Here is a 19,446-nt window from a genome sequence, read left to right on the forward strand (position 1 = left end):
ATGTTGGGTGGAGCGGACAATCCAAATGGTGAATTACTGTCTTATATCATTGGCGCTGACACGAACGAGCGATCTCGTTATTAGACGCGCCGATACGCAGCTTATTCAGGATCTCTTTTTCCCGATGAGTAAGGAGGGCTGATTCCGTGCTGTTATAACGATAGTTACCAGAATGTGTAATCAGGTAACTGGCAAGCTTTTGCGTAAAGTAGCATTCGCCGCGCAGGACGCCTTGCAACCCATTGACAACACGTTCTTGATCTTCCATGGCATAAAAAACGCCGTTGATATGAGGCCAGTTTTCAATGTCGCGGTACGGGTAATCTTCAGGCGTATTTAGCAACAATATTTTGATATTGTTGTTTTTCCTGCTCAAAGTATCTTGCCAATAATGGATAAGCTTTTTATCCGCTTCCATCATATCCAGAAGAATAATAGCGCTTGAAGATATATCGTCCAGAGAACGTTGAATATTATGTAATTTTCCTGTAATTGCCAGCGATTGTTTAAGGTGCTGCAAGAGAGCTGTCGCCTGCAAAGACGGTTTCGTGATCAACAATAATGTATGACCATGAATACTATGGACTTCATTAAACATGATGAAACCCCGCTTTTTTTATTGATCGCACACCTGGCAGCTGCCTCTAAAATAGAGGCACCAGAAGTACTGACAGATGTTGCACTGCTGTGTGTAGTAATAAATCAACCCTAAATGGGGAAAATATAAAACTAATGGATTACATTGATTTCAATCTAGCCATTACAAATCTTAAATCAAGTGTTAAACATGTAACCAAACGTAACTCACCATGTTAAAATATTAACGCTAAGGCTTTGTGGGGTTTAGAAATGATAAAAAAGTTGTACATGTTGTTTTTATTGCACAATTTTAAAAAATCATACAAATGATGCTAACTTACTAATAATGCATATAAATAATATTTCCGTGCAGTTCTTTCGTCATGCAAAACGTTCTTGTTTTTTCTCCACACTTCCGTGGACAAATTTTTGCTGCAAAAAAGACGAGGTTTGTCACGGCTTGTGTGCAAGACATATCGCAGCAATCCGCGACGGGCAAGAAGAATGACTGTCTGGTGATTTTTGATAGCGGAAAACGGAGATTTAAAAGAAAACAAAATATTTTTTGCGTAGATAACAGCGTATTTGCGTGGGTTTTAATACTTTGGTATGAACAAAAAAAGAAAAATACAACGCGCGGGTGAGTTATTAAAAATATTTCCGCAGACATACTTTCCATCGTAACGCAGCGTTAACAACCAAGTTAACATGATTTAATTTCTTAAATGTACGACCAGGTCCAGGGTGACAACATGAAAAACAAATTGTTATTTATGATGTTAACAATACTGGGTGCGCCTGGGATTGCAGCCGCAGCAGGTTATGATTTAGCTAATTCAGAATATAACTTTGCGGTAAATGAATTGAGTAAATCTTCATTTAATCAGGCAGCCATAATTGGTCAAGCTGGGACTAATAATAGTGCTCAGCTACGGCAGGGAGGCTCAAAACTTTTGGCGGTTGTTGCGCAAGAAGGTAGTAGCAACCGGGCAAAGATTGACCAGACAGGAGATTATAACCTTGCATATATTGATCAGGCGGGCAATGCCAACGATGCCAGTATTTCGCAAGGTGCTTATGGTAATACTGCGATGATTATCCAGAAAGGTTCTGGTAATAAAGCAAATATTACACAGTATGGTACTCAAAAAACGGCAATTGTAGTGCAGAGACAGTCGCAAATGGCTATTCGCGTGACACAACGTTAATTTCCATTCGACTTTTAAATCAATCCGATGGGGGTTTTACATGAAACTTTTAAAAGTAGCAGCAATTGCAGCAATCGTATTCTCCGGTAGCGCTCTGGCAGGTTCTATTCCTCAGTACGGCGGCGGCGGTAATCACGGTGGTGGCGGTAATAATAGCGGCCCAAATTCAGAGCTGAACATTTACCAGTACGGTGGCGGTAACTCTGCACTTGCTCTGCAAACAGATGCCCGTAACTCTGACTTGACTATTACCCAGCATGGCGGTGGTAACGGTGCAGATGTAGGTCAGGGCTCTGATGATAGCTCAATCGAGCTGACTCAACGTGGCTTCGGTAACAGCGCAACTCTTGATCAGTGGAATGGTAAAGATTCTACTATGACTGTTAAACAGTTCGGTGGCGGTAACGGTGCTGCTGTTGACCAGACTGCATCTAACTCCAGCGTTAACATCACTCAGGTTGGCTTTGGCAACAACGCGACCGCTCATCAGTACTAATACATCATCTGTATTAAAGAAACAGGGCGCAAGCCCTGTTTTTTTTCGGGAGAAGAATATGAATGCGTTATTACTCCTTGCGGCACTTTCCAGTCAGATAACCTTTAATACGACCCAGCAAGGGGATATGTACACCATTATTCCTGAAGTCACTCTTACTCAATCTTGTCTGTGCAGAGTACAAATATTGTCCCTGCGCGAAGGCAGTTCAGGGCAAAGTCAGACGAAGCAAGAACAGACCCTCTCATTGCCTGCTAATCAACCCATTGCTTTGACGAAGTTGAGTTTAAATATTTCCCCGGACGATCGGGTGAAAATAGTTGTTACTGTTTCTGATGGACAGTCACTTCATTTATCACAACAATGGCCGTCCTCTTCAGAAAAGTCTTAATTCGTTGAAATATCGAGCATAAGACGAATCCGGAGAGAATGGTCTGCTGCGAATCAGCCAACCTGAAAGTATGGATGACACAACCCTCAAGGATGACTAATCATTGAGGAAATAGAATAAATGTTCAGACCTTTTTTTAACTCTCTTATGCTCGGCAGTTTATTTTTTCCTTTTATTGCCATCGCAGAAAGCACCGCGCAAGGTGGCGTGATCCATTTTTATGGCCAAATTGTGGAACCGATATGTAACGTCAGTCCCCAGCCAGCACCCGTAGAAATGAACTGCACCCAGAATAGTTCTGTTCCGGGCAAAACCTATTCCAGCAAAGCGTTAATGAGCGGTAATGTCAAAAATTCGCAAATAGCCTCAGTAAAAGTGCAGTATCTTGATAAGCAGAAAAAGTTGGCTGTAATGAACATCGAGTATAACTAAGATTCTGAACAACTCACGTTGCTGAGCAGAAAAATGCGATTTAACCAAAAAGCCTGCTGTACACTTAAGAAACAAGAAGGTGTAAGGAGGCGTTATGAAAACGCGTATTCATGTTGTGCAGGGTGATATTACCAAACTGGCCGTTGATGTGATTGTGAATGCGGCTAATCCGTCATTAATGGGAGGCGGCGGCGTCGATGGGGCTATTCATCGCGCAGCGGGGCCGGCGCTGCTGGATGCCTGTTTAAAAGTCAGGCAACAGCAGGGCGATTGCCCTACGGGACATGCCGTTATTACACTTGCAGGCGATCTTCCCGCTAAAGCCGTGGTGCATACCGTCGGGCCCGTCTGGCGTGGCGGTGAACAAAACGAAGACCAGCTTTTGCAGGATGCCTATCTCAATAGTCTACGACTGGTGGCGGCCAACAGCTATACGTCGGTGGCTTTTCCTGCAATCAGTACTGGGGTTTATGGTTACCCGCGTGCTGCAGCGGCTGAAATCGCAGCAAAAACCGTTTCAGAATTTATTGCCCGTCACGCTTTACCCGAACAGGTATACTTTGTCTGTTATGATGAAGAAAACGCCCACCTCTACGAAAGACTCCTTACCCAACAAGGAGATGAATGATCTTTCCCGGCTGGCGAGCGCGGTGCTGCCACTGTGTTCGCAACATCCCGGTCAGTGTGGCCTTTTTCCTCTGGAGAAAAGTCTGGATGCGTTTACCGCCCGGTATCGTCTGGCCGAAATGGCAGAGCATACGCTGGATGTTCAATATTACATCTGGCAGGACGATATGTCGGGTCGGTTACTGTTTTCTGCCCTGTTAGCCGCAGCAAAGCGTGGCGTTCGCGTCCGTTTGTTGCTGGACGACAACAATACGCCCGGACTTGATGACATTTTACGCTTGCTTGACAGTCATCCACGCATCGAAGTCCGGCTTTTTAATCCTTTCTCGTTTCGCTTGCTACGTCCGCTTGGTTATATCACCGACTTTTCCCGTCTCAATCGCCGTATGCACAATAAAAGTTTCACCGTCGATGGCGTGGTGACCCTGGTGGGGGAGAAATATTGGTGATGCCTATTTTGGCGCAGGGGAGGAGCCACTTTTTTCGGATTTAGATGTCATGGCAATAGGACCGGTGGTGGAGGACGTTGCCGATGATTTCGCCCGCTACTGGTATTGCAAATCGGTATCACCCTTACAGCAGGTGCTGGATGTCCCGGAAGGTGAAATGGCAGATCGTATCGATTTACCCACATCCTGGCACAACGATGCTATTACGCATCGCTATTTACGCAAAATGGAATCCTGCCCGTTTATAAATCATCTGGTTGATGGAAGGTTGCCGCTTATCTGGGCGAAAACACGTTTATTAAGTGATGATCCAGCGAAAGGGGAGGGCAAGGCAAAACGGCATTCACTGTTACCGCAGCGCCTGTTCGATATCATGGGCTCACCCAGTGAACGCATCGATATTATCTCTTCCTATTTTGTACCGACACGCGCAGGTGTGGCGCAACTCTTACGGATGGTGAGAAAAGGGGTAAAGATTGCGATTCTAACCAATTCTCTTGCCGCTAACGATGTTGCTGTCGTCCATGCAGGATACGCGCGCTGGCGCAAAAAATTACTCCGCTATGGCGTGGAATTATATGAACTCAAGCCGACGCGTGAACAAAGTAATACGTTACACGATCGCGGCATAACCGGTAATTCCGGCGCCAGCCTGCATGCAAAAACCTTTAGCATCGATAGTAAAACGGTGTTTATCGGCTCTTTCAATTTCGATCCGCGTTCAACATTGCTCAATACTGAAATGGGCTTCGTGATAGAGAGCGAAACGCTGGCACAGTTAATTGATAAACGCTTTATTCAGAGTCAGTATGATGCGGCCTGGCAGCTCCGTCTGGATAGGTGGGGACGAATCAACTGGGTTGATCGTCATGCAAAGAAAGAAATTATTCTCAAAAAAGAACCCGCCACCAGTTTCTGGAAGCGGGTTATGGTCAGACTAGCGTCAATATTGCCCGTGGAATGGTTATTGTAAACGCGGCTTAGCGGGCTGGTGCTTTATCGTTCTCACGCTTAACAACCGGTTTACCAGAGAACAAAAACCTCAGTAACGGGATGCGTAAATGAATTTCATACAGAATTATCGCAATCCCTACTACGAATATCAGGCCACAGAGAAAACCAAGCCAGTTGGAGGTGATGTGCGGTGTAATGTACGCGCCGAAAAAAAGCGTTAACGGGTGATGAACCAGATAGATAAACAGCGATGCGTTAACAAAGTAAGTCACCCGCGCCGACTGGAAATTAAGCAAACGGTGGCCAAACGAGAAGACCACATTCACCATCCACAGACCGAGGACCATGGTGATCACCGACTCGGTTTCGTACATCCATGCATCGCCACTGCCATAGCGCTGATTGAGTAAGTAAGCGACAAACGCCAATGCTGCTGCAAGGGTACAGCCACGAGACGGCGTGGTAAACAAGGCTTTAAGATGAGGGAAAATGAAAGCCAGTGCACCGAGGATAAAGAACGGCAAATAAAATAGTGTTTGCATGACAATAAAATTGAACATGCCGTTACTCAGAATGGGTGGATACACAATAAAAATGCTTCTTCTTATTACCGCATAGCCGATGCCGAGGCACAAAAAAATCACCGATAGCTTTACCATCGAGAATTTTTTATTCGTTTTATCAGAATTTTCTAAATTATTTCTGATGCGTTTAAATATCCATACGCACAGCGTCGTCATGACCACTAACACCAATAAAAACCACAGGTGCGATATTAATTCCCAGGCCAACGTATTATATTTGTCATACAATGACAGCCCTGGCCAACTTTCCGCTTTCCCTTTGACGTATTGCAGCATAATAAATTGCGGCAATGTCAGTAGGGGAATGGCTGTTAACATTGGGATCCCTACACGTTCGACACGTACTTTCCACCATTTTTTCAAGGGATAGCGTAAAAAAAGCATGTAGGAAAAGTACCCGGATATAACGAAAAATACCTGCATGCGGAACGAGTGGATGAAGTCATTAAAAAGGGTCAGCCACAATGACGGTTCGGCGCTATTCACATGCCATGTATGGCTCGAATAGATTAAAGAAATATGAAAAGGGATCCCTAACAACATCAGCCAGGCGCGGATGGAGTCAAGGAAATATTCACGTTGCGCGGGTACTGGATTCATATATGGTTAACTAATCTCGGATTTTTCGTCTTATCCCTGTCGGGTTATGCCTTTAGGCTTGTTGCCATAGCGACACCAACCTGACCGCGCCAGACGCAGGCTTCAAGGCTTTTATGTATAGCATCATCGCTACCACTAACCAGAATGGAAGCGTCTGTAAGACGGTTGATAAATAAATTTGCTGGCAAACCCTACACGAAGTCGATGCTTCTGTCTTTAGGAGAAGCACGGAAAGTGAAAACGGTTGCAATCAGGTGCTTAATCCATGAGCCAGTGTGCTGAACGATACCGGGATTCTGTTGTCGGAATGGCTGGTTATCCATTAAAATAGATCGGATCGATATAAGCACACAAAGGGGGAAGTGCTTACTAATTATGAAACATAAACTACAAATGATGAAAATGCGTTGGTTGAGTGCTGCAGTAATGTTAACCCTGTATACATCTTCAAGCTGGGCTTTCAGTATTGATGATGTCGCAAAGCAAGCTCAATCCTTAGCCGGCAAAGGCTATGAGGCGCCCAAAAGTAACTTGCCCTCCGTTTTTCGCGATATGAAATACGCGGACTATCAGCAGATCCAGTTTAATCATGACAAAGCATACTGGAACAATCTGAAGACCCCATTCAAACTCGAGTTCTACCATCAGGGTATGTACTTCGATACCCCGGTCAAAATAAATGAAGTGACTGCAACCGCAGTCAAACGAATCAAATACAGCCCGGATTATTTCACTTTCGGCGATGTTCAGCATGACAAAGATACGGTGAAAGACCTTGGTTTTGCCGGTTTTAAAGTGCTTTACCCGATCAACAGCAAAGATAAAAACGATGAAATCGTCAGCATGCTCGGGGCCAGCTATTTCCGCGTGATTGGCGCAGGTCAGGTTTATGGCCTTTCTGCCCGCGGCCTGGCAATTGATACCGCGTTGCCATCGGGAGAAGAATTTCCACGCTTCAAAGAGTTCTGGATTGAGCGTCCAAAACCGACTGATAAACGTTTAACAATTTATGCGTTGCTGGATTCGCCGCGCGCAACTGGCGCTTACCGTTTTGTTGTCATGCCTGGTCGTGACACGCTGGTCGATGTGCAGTCGAAAATCTACCTGCGCGATAAAGTCGGCAAGCTGGGCGTCGCACCGTTAACCAGTATGTTCCTGTTTGGGCCGAATCAGCCGTCGCCTGCGAATAACTATCGTCCGGAGTTGCACGACTCTAACGGTCTGTCTATCCATGCCGGTAATGGCGAGTGGATCTGGCGTCCGTTGAATAACCCGAAACATCTGGCGGTCAGCAGCTTCTCGATGGAAAACCCGCAAGGCTTCGGGCTGTTGCAGCGCGGGCGTGATTTCTCCCGCTTCGAAGATCTCGACGATCGTTACGATCTGCGCCCAAGTGCATGGGTGACTCCGAAAGGGGAGTGGGGTAAAGGCAGCGTTGAGCTGGTGGAAATTCCAACCAACGATGAAACCAACGATAACATCGTTGCTTACTGGACGCCGGATCAGCTGCCGGAGCCGGGTAAAGAGATGAACTTTAAATACACCATCACCTTCAGCCGTGATGAAGACAAACTGCATGCGCCAGATAACGCATGGGTGCAACAAACGCGTCGTTCAACGGGGGATGTGAAGCAGTCGAATCTGATTCGCCAGCCTGACGGTACTATCGCCTTTGTGGTCGATTTTACCGGCGCAGAGATGAAAAAAATGCCAGAGGATACCCCGGTCACTGCGCAAACCAGCATTGGTGATAATGGTGAGATAGTTGAAAGCACGGTGCGCTATAACCCGGTTACCAAAGGCTGGCGTCTGGTGATGCGTGTGAAAGTGAAAGATGCCAAGAAAACTACTGAAATGCGCGCTGCGCTGGTGAATGCCGATCAGACGTTGAGTGAAACCTGGAGCTACCAGTTACCTGCCAATGAATAAGACAACTGAGTACATTGACGCAATGCCCATCTCCGCAAGCGAGAAAGCCGCATTGCCGAAGACTGATATCCGCGCCGTTCATCAGGCGCTGGATGCTGAACACCGCACCTGGGCGCGGGAGGATGACTCCCCGCAAGGCTCGGTAAAGGCGCGTCTGGAACAAGCCTGGCCAGATTCACTTGCAGATGGACAGTTAATTAAAGACGATGAAGGGCGCGATCAGCTTAAGGCGATGCCAGAAGCAAAACGCTCCTCGATGTTTCCCGATCCGTGGCGTACCAACCCGGTAGGCCGTTTCTGGGATCGCCTGCGTGGACGCGATGTGACGCCGCGCTATCTGGCTCGTTTGACCAAAGAAGAGCAGGAGAGCGAGCAAAAGTGGCGTACCGTCGGCACCATCCGCCGTTACATTCTGTTAATCCTGACGCTTGCGCAAACTGTTGTCGCGACCTGGTATATGAAAACTATTCTTCCTTATCAGGGGTGGGCGCTGATTAATCCTATGGATATGGTGGGGCAGGATCTGTGGGTTTCCTTTATGCAGCTTCTGCCTTATATGCTGCAAACCGGCATCCTGATCCTTTTCGCGGTACTGTTCTGTTGGGTGTCTGCCGGGTTCTGGACCGCGTTGATGGGCTTCCTGCAACTGCTTATTGGTCGCGATAAATACAGTATATCTGCGTCGACAGTTGGCGATGAACCGTTGAACCCGGAGCATCGCACAGCGTTGATCATGCCTATTTGTAATGAAGACGTGAACCGTGTTTTTGCTGGCCTGCGTGCAACGTGGGAGTCAGTAAAAGCCACCGGGAATGCCAGGCACTTTGATGTTTACATTCTGAGTGACAGTTACAATCCGGATATTTGCGTTGCAGAGCAAAAAGCCTGGATGGAGCTTATTGCTGAAGTCGGTGGCGAAGGTCAGATTTTCTATCGCCGCCGCCGTCGTCGCGTGAAGCGTAAAAGCGGTAATATCGATGACTTCTGCCGTCGCTGGGGCAGCCAGTACAGCTACATGGTGGTGCTGGATGCTGACTCGGTAATGACCGGTGATTGTTTGTGCGGCCTGGTGCGCCTGATGGAAGCCAACCCTAACGCCGGGATCATTCAGTCGTCGCCGAAAGCGTCCGGTATGGATACGCTGTATGCGCGCTGTCAGCAGTTCGCGACCCGCGTGTATGGGCCTCTGTTTACTGCCGGTTTGCACTTCTGGCAACTCGGTGAGTCGCACTACTGGGGGCATAACGCGATTATCCGCGTGAAACCCTTTATCGAGCACTGCGCACTGGCTCCGCTGCCGGGCGAAGGTTCCTTTGCCGGTTCAATCCTGTCACATGACTTCGTGGAAGCGGCATTGATGCGCCGCGCAGGTTGGGGAGTATGGATTGCTTACGATCTCCCAGGCTCTTATGAAGAACTGCCGCCTAACCTGCTCGATGAGCTAAAACGTGATCGCCGCTGGTGCCACGGTAACCTGATGAACTTCCGTCTGTTCCTGGTCAAGGGTATGCACCCTGTTCACCGTGCGGTGTTCCTGACGGGCGTGATGTCTTATCTCTCCGCGCCGCTGTGGTTTATGTTCCTCGCGCTCTCTACTGCATTGCAGGTAGTACATGCGTTGACCGAACCGCAATACTTTCTGCAACCACGGCAGCTGTTCCCGGTGTGGCCGCAGTGGCGTCCTGAGCTGGCGATTGCACTTTTTGCTTCGACCATGGTGCTATTGTTCCTGCCGAAGTTATTGAGCATTTTGCTTATCTGGTGCAAAGGAACGAAAGAATACGGCGGTTTCTGGCGCGTTACATTATCGTTGCTGCTGGAAGTGCTATTTTCCGTGCTGCTCGCTCCGGTACGCATGCTGTTCCATACGGTTTTCGTCGTCAGCGCGTTCCTTGGCTGGGAAGTGGTGTGGAATTCACCGCAGCGTGATGATGACTCCACTTCCTGGGGCGAAGCGTTCAAACGCCACGGCTCACAGCTGCTGCTGGGGTTAGTGTGGGCAGTTGGTATGGCGTGGCTGGATCTGCGTTTCCTGTTCTGGCTGGCGCCGATTGTCTTCTCGTTGATCCTGTCACCATTTGTTTCGGTGATTTCCAGTCGTGCCACCGTTGGTCTGCGCACCAAACGCTGGAAACTGTTCCTGATCCCGGAAGAGTATTCACCGCCGCAGGTGCTGGTTGATACCGATCGTTTCCTTGAGATGAATCGTCAACGCTCCCTTGATGATGGTTTTATGCACGCGGTGTTTAACCCGTCATTTAACGCTCTGGCAACCGCAATGGCGACCGCGCGTCACCGCGCCAGTAAGGTGCTGGAAATCGCCCGTGACCGCCACGTTGAGCAAGCGCTGAACGAGACGCCAGAGAAGCTGAATCGCGATCGTCGCCTGGTGCTGCTAAGCGATCCGGTGACGATGACCCGTCTGCATTTCCGCGTCTGGAATTCCCCGGAGAGATATTCTTCATGGGTGAGTTATTACGAAGGGATAAAACTCAATCCACTGGCATTGCGTAAACCGGATGCGGCTTCGCAATAAAAACGTAGTTGCCTGATGCGCTACGCTTATCAGGCCTGCATTGCTCCTGCAATTTATTGATTTTGCGAGATTTTGCAGGTCGGGTAAGGCGTTCACGCCGCATCCGGCAAAAACAACGAGCCAATAAAAATACCGGCGTTATGCCGGTATTTTTTTATGGAAGAGGGATCAAATGCGTTTAATTGTCGTGAGCATCATGCTGGCCTTGCTGAGTGGCTGTGGCAGCATCATTAGCCGAACTATACCGGGGCAGGGGCATGGCAACCAATATTATCCTGGTGTGCAATGGGATATGCGTGACTCTGCCTGGCGTTATGTCACAATCCTTGATCTGCCATTCTCCCTGGTTTTTGATACTTTACTGCTGCCGATCGATATTCATCATGGCCCGTATGAGTGATTAGCGTTCATCCCACTCATCAGCGGCTGCCCGTCCTTCCTCGGTATCCAGCGGTGGCTCAAGCTGAAATTCCCCCTCATCCCATTCATGTAATGTATTCTCTTCCTGCCACTCCTGGCGGATCTCTATCTCATCATAGTCGCCGTCAAAGACACTTTGCGCGGCTTCACCGCTAAGCATGGGTAAACATTCACCTTCTTCCCCTTCGTCGGCAAAAAACTCAACCTGCCACATGATGTCGCCGTCCTGCAAAACGTATTTTTGGGCATTGAACTGTTGCACATTCGCGTCTTCGGCGTCGATGCCGGGGGGGTCAGCAAGAAATTCTTCGCGTGCAGCGTCAATGGCTTCTTCAAGCGTTGCGTACATGGTCATCACGATTCTCCCTTTGAGTTGATGAGGTTTCAGGGAAAAGGATAGCTGATTCTCTGCTTTTGCAAGTATGAAAGGCGAAAAATCAGTTCGATACCCGGGGTATCCGACGACGACGCAGACTGTTCCATGAATAGACTGCGTTGAATAACACAACGCCAGCAGTGACGAGGAATACCGCTCTGAAACCGTAGTTCGCCGAAATCGCAGCTCCCATCAATGGCCCGGTAACGTTGCCAATATCACGAAACGATTGGTTATAGCTGAAAATACGCCCGGCGATCTGGTTGCTCGCGTTGTAAACCAATAGTGTCTGTACGGCGGGGAGCAGTGCACCATCGGCGGCACCGAGCAAAAAGCGTAAAATCCCAAGTTGTAATGGCGTTTGAACGTAAGACATTGGGATCAACAGCAGTACAGAAAAGATCAGCGCCGTAATCAGGATTTTTTCGGGTCCGATACGATCGCCAAGTTTGCCGAGTCGTGGTGCACTTAACAGAGCCGCCACGCCAGGAACAGAAGCGATCATGCCACTGATAAAGGCGACGTTACTGACATTACCCGCCAGTTCGCGGACATACAGCGTCAGAATGGGGGCAATTGACCCTGTCGCCACCTGGATGATTAATGTGGTGACAAACAGGCTGAGTACCAGTTTCGGGTTTTTAAGTGATGTCACCACTTCCCGCATATGCAGCATCTCTTTTTTGCTGACTGGCTGGAATTTTTCTCTGATGCAAAACAGGGGGACGAAGAAACAGAGTATGAGCACACTGGCGGTGATAAAAAATACCGGACGTAAGCCGTAGTTATCGGCGAGCAGGCCGCCAGCCATTGGTCCGAGCAACGCGCCGCTAACGCCACCTGTGGAGAGCGTACCCAACGCCCAGCCGCTTTTATTACGCGGTACTTGTGTGGCGATAAGAGCATTAGCGTTGGGGACAAATCCACCAAGCAAACCAAGAAGCGCCCGCAGGATCAAAAACTGCCAGATATTTTGTGCCAGCCCCATCAATACCATCACGATGCCCATGCCGAGGGCAGAGCGTAATAGCATGATTTTTCGTCCTTTACGGTCGGCAAGCCCACCCCAAAATGGTGAGGCGATGGCCGAAAATAAAAATGTAATACTGATATTTGTTCCCTAAATACACTATGAGAACATACCTGTTAATTACAGGACAATATCAGGTGTAGTTGGGCTTGTTCCAACCCCTATGACTATGCAATCTAATAATAGATTTCCAAGTATCTAAGCAGTTTTACACAGATTCTATGCAGTATCGGTATAGCCCCTTTTTACCCTAACTTATTGAAATATAAAAAGAATCTGTGAAGTCTCTTTTCAGGGAGCTATGCAGGGTGTTAGTCGTCCCTCTCTCGACTCCTAGAAAAGTGCTATATACAGGGCTATATAACGATATATAGATGATTCGGATAGAGTCATCCTCATGATGTTTGGTCACCATATGTTACAGACACAAAAAAGCCCCCATGAAGGAGGCTATGAAGATGCTACTAAGTTTCTTACAGTGTCTTTGTCCAGTGACGGCTAACCGTTCTCACAGAGAGATTCAGAAGCTTTGCAACCTGACTTTGTGATAATCCCTTTGCCTTATGCTCTAAAACGGCTTCTGTAGTGTTCACAGCTACAGGACGACCTAACACCTTACCTTGTGCTTTAGCTCGTTCTAAGCCCTCTCTGGTTCGCTCTCTGATGCGGTTAAGTTCAAACTCTGCAAAGGTGCTGAATAGTTGAAGGATAAGTTTACCTTCAGCACTTGAAAGGTCTTTGACAGGCAAATCTAAGCAAATTAGCTTAACACCCATACCAAGTAACATTGTGACGGTCTTCTGTACATCAATGTTATCCCTTCCTAAGCGGTCAATCTTGGTCACTACAAGACAATCACCTTCTTCCAGCTTATCCACCAGCTTTACAAATCATAGACCAGTTCACAGGAAGCTCTGTAGCGAGTTTTAAAGCTATTTTCAGAGTGCTTAAGGTGATTGCCAGAATTACCCGATTTAGGGGCTTAGAATGCGTCTAGTGAAGTCTGATAGATATGTTTTAGAAATTATCTCATAGAGTTTTTGAGACTTACTACCTCTATACAGAGATTCTTAAAAGGCTTTTAAGAGAGAGAAGAAACCAGAAAGAAAACCCTGTTTAACGGAATCTTTTAAGTACCTTTTAAAAGGGTAAAATCTTGTCAAGCCCTTTGTCAATACCCTTTAGTTTGATTGATTAATTTATAATCAAACAGTAATTATTCTGTGAAATAATTGTTGCAATTTATAATCACATCTGTTATAGTTTCTATATGGGCTGATAAAAAAGTTCATGTCTTGAAGTGGTAACACTTGGGGAGGTGTCAGATGGTTGGCGTATATTAACCTCTCATTCATGGTAATACCTCAGCGTTTTAATCATCGTACTGTTTCAGGCATGGACTTCTTTATCAGTCCATCAATCCCCCAGATATTTTAATCACACAGGCTAATCGGTTTTATCCGGTTGGCCTTTTCACATATGAGGTATTTTATGAATGTCTAAATATAACCCAAATCAGTTTTATAAATTTGATGTGCGAATCTCTCAACTTTCAGAAGAAATTAACGCAGCAGCAAGATTGATTTATATGGTCATGGTCCATAGCTGTGACTTCTATGAAGAGAAATACAAATCATATTCACCAAGTATTGACCATCTCGCTTATATGGCTGGCGTATCAAAGAGAACAGCAATAAGAGCCATTGAGACACTTGAGAAACACGGTTTAATTCAGGTGCAAAAGAATCAGGGTCGTCAAAGCACTTATCGTGTATTCACACTGGATGATAAGCCGGAATTACTTGTAAGACCTACATCACAGGAAGTTGCAGCCTCAGTAAGACAAAATGACACCACTACCAGTGACAAAATGTCATAGGGGTAGTGACAAAATGTCACCCGTGTTAGATAAGTTATTAGATAAAACATTAGATAATAATATTATAGATAAGAGTAAAGAGACTGGACTTAATGATGGCATTAATGAAGATGATTTTCTTTCTTTGGATGAATTAAATGATTTTCTCTCTATGAATGAATCTGACCTTGATAGTGAAGTTACTAAAGAGGCTTCTAAAACATCTGACTTAGATGACCTTGAAGTAAGCCCTAAAAAGACTCCTAAACAAGACAAAGAAATCTCTGATGTGAATATCGATAGTGACCATAAAAACACACAGTGCCCCGCCACTGATGATGAGATGGACCCCTTCGATGATTACCTTGATGAAGAGTCAGAGCGTGAAAAAGCCATTAAGAGGGTAGAGAAGAAAAAGAGATTCGAGCTTGCAAGACAAAAGAACAAAGTATCGGGTTTAGACCCATTCGATGACAGTGACGATGATGACTTTTCTTTCACACCAAGAAAGAAACAAACTCAGGATGACAAGAAGCAAAAAATTAAACCGAAGATGTATTTTGCTGTTGGAGGTATGCGCTAATGATAATGAAAGAATATCACGGTGAAAAGAGATACAAAGATTACCTGTTAAAGCGTTACAGCATTTCTCGTGAAGGCCACTTAATGAAGGATACTCACGGGGAAGTTTACCGGATTAGACCGAAGAAAGAAGGGAGGGATTATTTCTTTTACGATGGTGTGACAGATTTAAAGATTGACGCTTTGAGGTTTGCAGTGATGTATCATTATGATATCTGGGACTCAATCCACCAGCTACGATTAAAAGACGGTGACCCCGGTAATCTGAGGGCCACCAATATTATCAAGGGAAAGTGCCGGTAAGTCCACCAGCTATTTATTTATTGAAATCTCTATCTCAACACGAAGAAGTTTAAGTCGAATTGTAAGCTTTGTCTTTTTTGTAATGACTCGATTCATAACGCAAAACACCAATAGCACAATAAATACCGCAAAGCCCAACGAGCTAAAACGATGAGATTCAATAATTGCTGTGAAAAAATCATGCATTAATTTTCCTTTTGTGAAAGGAAACAGCACCTGTATCAGCCCCTATAACCATATTAACATGTAAATGAGATGTTGACAATATGTTAAATAAATGTTAAGATTGTAGTATAAGTAAAAGATTTGAGGAGATTTTTACAATGACTCACACAGTTACGCGCCTTTTGCCAGAGGCATTTGAACGACTGGCAGCAATCAAAGCCAAATATCCCGATATGAAGCACACAGCGCTTGTTGGAGAGCTTCTGAAAGAGTCGGTAGGCCTGACCCCTTTCGATAACGTTAAGGGCGTTGCAGAGGGTTCTAAGGCCATCAGAATCACAACAGGCCAACTGGAACTACTCAAAGCACAGTCCGCAGTAGCAGGTTGCTCAATGATTCAGGTGTTAAGCGCTAAGGTCCATCAACTGGCGGATAAATTGGGGGTTTAATGTATGACTTTTATAAACATCGTGACCATTTGGTAAGATTTGACGGTAAAGTCTGGAAAGACGTAACACAAACCAATAAACCCAAGTTTACCCACCAGCAATTAGCCTCAAGATTTGATATCTGGACTGAAGCACAAAAAGATAATGGTGATTTCGAGTTTATCAGGGGTTTTGATTATGCTTACGAAGACGACCTTAAAGACGCCATTAAATTAATTGAGAACTTCAACTCTATTAAAAATGGTGACAAGCACAAAGCCAACGGTAACAGATACGATAAAGATTTAATCATTGATGCAATCACCAAAGGACAATCACAAAGTTATATTTCTGAGAAATACGGTTTATCACGCAGTCAATACTACAAGATTAAAGCGTCTGTGTAAGTCTGTGAGAATGAGTGAGACTCAAAGATGAGCTACCCTATTACTAAGGTGTCTCACTCCCTCTGTAACCCGCATGGTTACTGGCCTCAGAATGGCTATTTTGGCAGATTTAAGATGTGTTTTTAGAGGATTTTAAAAATGAATAATTTCCCAATGCAAATTATGGTTGATAGCGACACTGCTATGATGGTGCAAAGCTTCACTGATGCAGGTATTAGCATTGACTTTGACAGGCTGTTAAAGCTAATGACTGAAAACTCAGAAGTAATTGAAGACTTTATTCAGTCGGTGGAGTTTAACGAGCCTCGAATGATGCTACCAATTACAGACAGCAACATGAAAAGATTGGTTATCGAGCAAACGAACAAATACAGTATTTCCCCAGAGCAATTTTTGAAAGGTGCTGTGACAATCCTGTACAGCGACAATATTTTGGTTACGGATTCTGTGAGGGTTCACTAATGACGTTAATTGTATTATGGACGCTGCTAGGGTTATTATGTGGTTGCTGGGTAGGTAATACGGTAAATAAGAATTGATGTTACCAATCTGTTAAAAAGCTGTTGACAAATAACCTTGAGCATGACATAATTGTATATATAGGGAGAGCAATTCTCTCTTATTTTCTTTCAATAATCCGATGGATGGATGGATATTCTGAATTGGTGAGGTATGTTCTATACCGAACATTCTGAAAGGTGCAATGCTTTTCGCTACATGGCCTTTCAGGTTGGTCTGAGAGGTCATCTCGAAAAGTCTTCATTCATTGAATCCTTTACAGCTTTGCCCTAATCATGATTAGGGCGTTTCTTTAAGAGTTTTAAGCAGAGCTTTTAAAGAAAGTTTTTCCTGAAACTTCGTTAACGTTATAAAGCAAACCTTCAAAGCCCTTCACAGATAAGGATGATTCCATGAATATCCGAATCACCTATGTTTAGGGCTTTTCTTAATAGAGCATCTTTAATAAATCGTTAAGTCATCTTCTAAGTGTATTGGCGTTGAAGGTGCTCTATTAAGAAATAACCACACTTAGAGGAAAAAAATAATGACAAACGATATTTACATTAATGGCAAAGTGATTGATAGCTTCGGTGACTGGTCGCCACAGACTGAACATCCAGCTATCACTATTCAGCGTAAAGAACACGATGAAAGAATTAAGCTTGAGCAAGAGCTAAAGATGTCACCAAAGGAAATTACCTTTGTGTCTCCTGAGCCTCAAGAAATGCCAGATATCTGCAAAACTGAAGCATTACTTGAGCTTGAGCGTGAATATTACCCACTGCTGAAAGCACAGCGTATTCGACTTGATGACGCTTACAGCAAAGTTACCCTGATGCAATCAGCTATTGAGCCGTCAGAATTTGAGATTCAGGATGAATTGTCACAGAAGCCGTATGTTTACTTCACATACGAAGACAATGATGGTTTTGGTACTTTTCCTGAGAATATCCCAGACGTGATTAATAATCTTCCTGACGGATATCGAATTGTGAAGATGGTTAAAGCTTCAAGAGGTGCTGGTCAGTTTATTTACATGACTAATAAGAGCGATGAAGAACTCTGTGAACTTGCCAGACAGAACATCTTGGCATCACGTAACAAGCAACTTGATAATGTTAAGTTGTATCTCTCAAGAGAGCTTCAGGCTATGAAAGAGCTTGTTAGTGAATATGAATCACAGAAGAAGATTGCTATGCAGGCTGATATTGAGCAGCTTACTAAGATTTCTCAGAAATATGCAAAGGCTATTTGAGGTGATGAATGAGTCCTATTTTTTATATTCTTAGAAAGAAGTTTGATGCTATCGATGAGATTACCGGATATCTTCGTGAATGTATTTACGAAGGTGAGTCTCTGGAAGATTTAAAATTTGATGGTAGAGATGACTTAACTTTCCTGATTAGGGATGTTAATCGGGATATTGAGCGATTAAGAGATGGTTATAATCCACCAGAAATTACTGAAATGATAGACTTTGATGATGGAACAAGAACTATTAGCGTAGCGATTGGTGGGAGTTACATCAGGGACTTTACCAGTAAAACTAATGAAGAGTTACTTGCTGAATTTAAAGATGACTATCTAAAAAATCTCGATTCTTATCAGGCAGAATTAGATAAGCGGTATCGGGATTTAGCTGGAAAAGGCTACTTAATAGAGGAATTGCTGGACTTCTAATTGAAACTAATGTGAGGTGGTGAATGATTGATTTAACAGAACGCTATGAGCTTATTAAAGCAATTACTGAACGATTGAAAGAACAACCCAACAAACCAAAGCGAATCAAATCATCCACCTCTAAGGGAAATAACAGAATCAGAAGAATCGCTAAGTGGTGTCTTGATAAATTACCAAGTGATTGTCAGATTGTTGGTGAAGATGGTAATTATTATCTTGTCAGACATTAAAAAAGAATTGGTTGGGTAAATACGGGGAGAGATTAACCTTAATTGGTTGGTCCTCCCCTTTTTCGTATATGAACACTTAAGAGGTGAAAAATATGAATGAGCAAATTCACAGTTGATAGTTTTATTGTTGAGTTAAGCTTCAATGAAAACGTTCTTAAAGGCTTGCAAAGAGTTGAAAAGGCAGCTTTGCAGTCAGCACAAAGAATTGAACGTAATTTGAATAGAGCGTTTAAGGTCGATACCAAGCAACTTGACAGCAATTTAACGGCTTCTTTAAAGTCAATGGAAGGAAAAATTAATAAGACCTTTGACCGTCTGGAAGCTAGAGCAAAAAATACTAAAGCTTTCCGTTTCACAAGTCAGGTTAATGACACTATTAATCCTCCAAAACAGCCAAGACAGCCAAGACATCCAAGACAGCCACGAATTAGCGGCAACAGAGCAATCACAGCGGCTTATTCAGCGAATATGAGCAAGCTAAAAGGCTTTGACCCTATTTTGCAGAAATACATCAAATCTCAGTTTTACGGGCTATCTGAACCGCCCCGGTTTTCCTGGAGAGTATTTTACCTGTGAACTCAGGCTGCCAGCTCATCATTTCCGATGGAAGCATAATACGCGGGAGTGTTAGAAATTCTGTGTCATTCCAGTAATATACAATCAAAAAGGAATGACACATGT

General features: G+C 44.8%; 17 protein-coding genes and 6 pseudogenes. 18 read left to right on the forward strand and 5 right to left on the reverse strand.

Features of this window, described 5'->3' with window-relative positions; all coding sequences use genetic code 11:
- Positions 1-61 precede the first annotated feature (61 nt).
- Positions 62-598 (reverse strand): annotated as a pseudogene (csgD, locus tag A7090_RS18225) (biofilm master transcriptional regulator CsgD); the annotation flags it as partial.
- Between the two features lie 733 nt (positions 599-1,331).
- Between csgD and csgB the strand changes: the two are divergent.
- From csgB to clsC, 6 genes and pseudogenes are all read left to right on the forward strand, one after another.
- Complete coding sequence (gene csgB, locus A7090_RS18240; protein WP_001360656.1) at positions 1,332-1,787, forward strand: curli minor subunit CsgB; 456 nt, start codon at positions 1,332-1,334, stop codon at positions 1,785-1,787.
- A 40-nt stretch (positions 1,788-1,827) separates the two neighbouring features.
- Positions 1,828-2,283, forward strand: coding sequence for a curli major subunit CsgA (gene csgA / locus A7090_RS18245; protein ID WP_105275081.1), 456 nt, complete (start codon positions 1,828-1,830; stop codon positions 2,281-2,283).
- 58 nt (positions 2,284-2,341) lie between these two features.
- Positions 2,342-2,674 carry a curli assembly chaperone CsgC gene (csgC, locus tag A7090_RS18250; RefSeq protein ID WP_105275082.1) on the forward strand — a complete coding sequence of 111 codons (333 nt, stop codon included), beginning with the start codon at positions 2,342-2,344 and terminating at the stop codon, positions 2,672-2,674.
- Positions 2,675-2,794: 120 nt separating this feature from the next.
- Positions 2,795-3,106, forward strand: a complete 312-nt coding sequence (locus A7090_RS18255; protein ID WP_105275083.1) for a hypothetical protein — start codon at positions 2,795-2,797, stop codon at positions 3,104-3,106.
- Between the two features lie 94 nt (positions 3,107-3,200).
- Positions 3,201-3,734 (forward strand): O-acetyl-ADP-ribose deacetylase, encoded by a 534-nt coding sequence (gene ymdB, locus A7090_RS18260; RefSeq protein WP_105275084.1) that lies wholly within the window; start codon positions 3,201-3,203, stop codon positions 3,732-3,734.
- Positions 3,676-5,155: pseudogene (gene clsC / locus A7090_RS18265) on the forward strand (cardiolipin synthase ClsC). Before ymdB ends, clsC begins: the two are co-directional and overlap by 59 nt.
- 7 nt (positions 5,156-5,162) lie before the next feature.
- Here the strand turns inward: clsC and mdoC are convergent.
- Positions 5,163-6,320: a glucans biosynthesis protein MdoC gene (gene mdoC, locus A7090_RS18270; protein WP_105275085.1), complete on the reverse strand. Its 1,158-nt coding sequence runs from the start codon at positions 6,318-6,320 to the stop codon at positions 5,163-5,165.
- 393 nt (positions 6,321-6,713) lie between these two features.
- On the opposite strand from mdoC, the gene mdoG reads away from it, so the two are divergent.
- The 3 genes from mdoG to A7090_RS18295 all read left to right on the forward strand — a co-directional run bounded on the left by mdoG (position 6,714) and on the right by A7090_RS18295 (position 11,185).
- Positions 6,714-8,249 (forward strand): glucans biosynthesis protein MdoG, encoded by a 1,536-nt coding sequence (gene mdoG / locus A7090_RS18285; RefSeq protein WP_105275097.1) that lies wholly within the window; start codon positions 6,714-6,716, stop codon positions 8,247-8,249.
- Complete coding sequence (gene mdoH, locus A7090_RS18290; protein ID WP_105275087.1) at positions 8,242-10,785, forward strand: glucans biosynthesis glucosyltransferase MdoH; 2,544 nt, start codon at positions 8,242-8,244, stop codon at positions 10,783-10,785. Before mdoG ends, mdoH begins: the two co-directional genes overlap by 8 nt.
- 172 nt (positions 10,786-10,957) lie before the next feature.
- Positions 10,958-11,185: a YceK/YidQ family lipoprotein gene (locus A7090_RS18295; RefSeq protein ID WP_105275088.1), complete on the forward strand. Its 228-nt coding sequence runs from the start codon at positions 10,958-10,960 to the stop codon at positions 11,183-11,185.
- Here the strand turns inward: A7090_RS18295 and A7090_RS18300 are convergent, their stop codons facing one another.
- From A7090_RS18300 to A7090_RS18310, 3 genes and pseudogenes are all read right to left on the reverse strand, one after another.
- Positions 11,186-11,560, reverse strand: coding sequence for a MysB family protein (locus tag A7090_RS18300; protein WP_105275089.1), 375 nt, complete (start codon positions 11,558-11,560; stop codon positions 11,186-11,188). It lies immediately after the preceding gene.
- 82 nt (positions 11,561-11,642) lie between these two features.
- Positions 11,643-12,701, reverse strand: a pseudogene (gene mdtG, locus A7090_RS18305) (multidrug efflux MFS transporter MdtG); the annotation flags it as partial.
- Positions 12,702-13,084: 383 nt separating this feature from the next.
- A pseudogene (locus A7090_RS18310) lies at positions 13,085-13,501 on the reverse strand (recombinase family protein); the annotation flags it as partial.
- A 605-nt stretch (positions 13,502-14,106) separates the two neighbouring features.
- Between A7090_RS18310 and A7090_RS18315 the strand changes: the two are divergent.
- From A7090_RS18315 to A7090_RS18355, 9 genes and pseudogenes are all read left to right on the forward strand, one after another.
- Positions 14,107-15,052 (forward strand): annotated as a pseudogene (locus A7090_RS18315) (helix-turn-helix domain-containing protein).
- A gap of 5 nt (positions 15,053-15,057) precedes the next feature.
- Positions 15,058-15,354, forward strand: coding sequence for a hypothetical protein (locus tag A7090_RS18320; RefSeq protein WP_105275098.1), 297 nt, complete (start codon positions 15,058-15,060; stop codon positions 15,352-15,354).
- 323 nt (positions 15,355-15,677) lie between these two features.
- Positions 15,678-15,968, forward strand: coding sequence for a hypothetical protein (locus A7090_RS18325; RefSeq protein WP_105275092.1), 291 nt, complete (start codon positions 15,678-15,680; stop codon positions 15,966-15,968).
- Entirely contained in the window at positions 15,968-16,354 is a 387-nt protein-coding gene (locus A7090_RS18330) for a hypothetical protein (protein WP_000272011.1), read from the forward strand. The genes A7090_RS18325 and A7090_RS18330 overlap by 1 nt, the downstream gene beginning before the upstream one ends.
- A gap of 138 nt (positions 16,355-16,492) precedes the next feature.
- Positions 16,493-16,816, forward strand: coding sequence for a hypothetical protein (locus A7090_RS18335; protein WP_105275093.1), 324 nt, complete (start codon positions 16,493-16,495; stop codon positions 16,814-16,816).
- 583 nt (positions 16,817-17,399) lie between these two features.
- Positions 17,400-18,110 carry a transposase gene (locus tag A7090_RS18340; protein ID WP_105275094.1) on the forward strand — a complete coding sequence of 237 codons (711 nt, stop codon included), beginning with the start codon at positions 17,400-17,402 and terminating at the stop codon, positions 18,108-18,110.
- Positions 18,111-18,118: 8 nt separating this feature from the next.
- Positions 18,119-18,535, forward strand: a complete 417-nt coding sequence (locus A7090_RS18345; protein WP_105275095.1) for a hypothetical protein — start codon at positions 18,119-18,121, stop codon at positions 18,533-18,535.
- Positions 18,536-18,558: 23 nt separating this feature from the next.
- Positions 18,559-18,765 carry a hypothetical protein gene (locus A7090_RS18350; RefSeq protein WP_105275096.1) on the forward strand — a complete coding sequence of 69 codons (207 nt, stop codon included), beginning with the start codon at positions 18,559-18,561 and terminating at the stop codon, positions 18,763-18,765.
- Between the two features lie 96 nt (positions 18,766-18,861).
- A pseudogene (locus A7090_RS18355) lies at positions 18,862-19,302 on the forward strand (tape measure protein); the annotation flags it as partial.
- Positions 19,303-19,446 lie beyond the last annotated feature (144 nt).

Source organism: Escherichia sp. MOD1-EC7003, assembly GCF_002965065.1.
Lineage (GTDB): Bacteria > Pseudomonadota > Gammaproteobacteria > Enterobacterales > Enterobacteriaceae > Escherichia.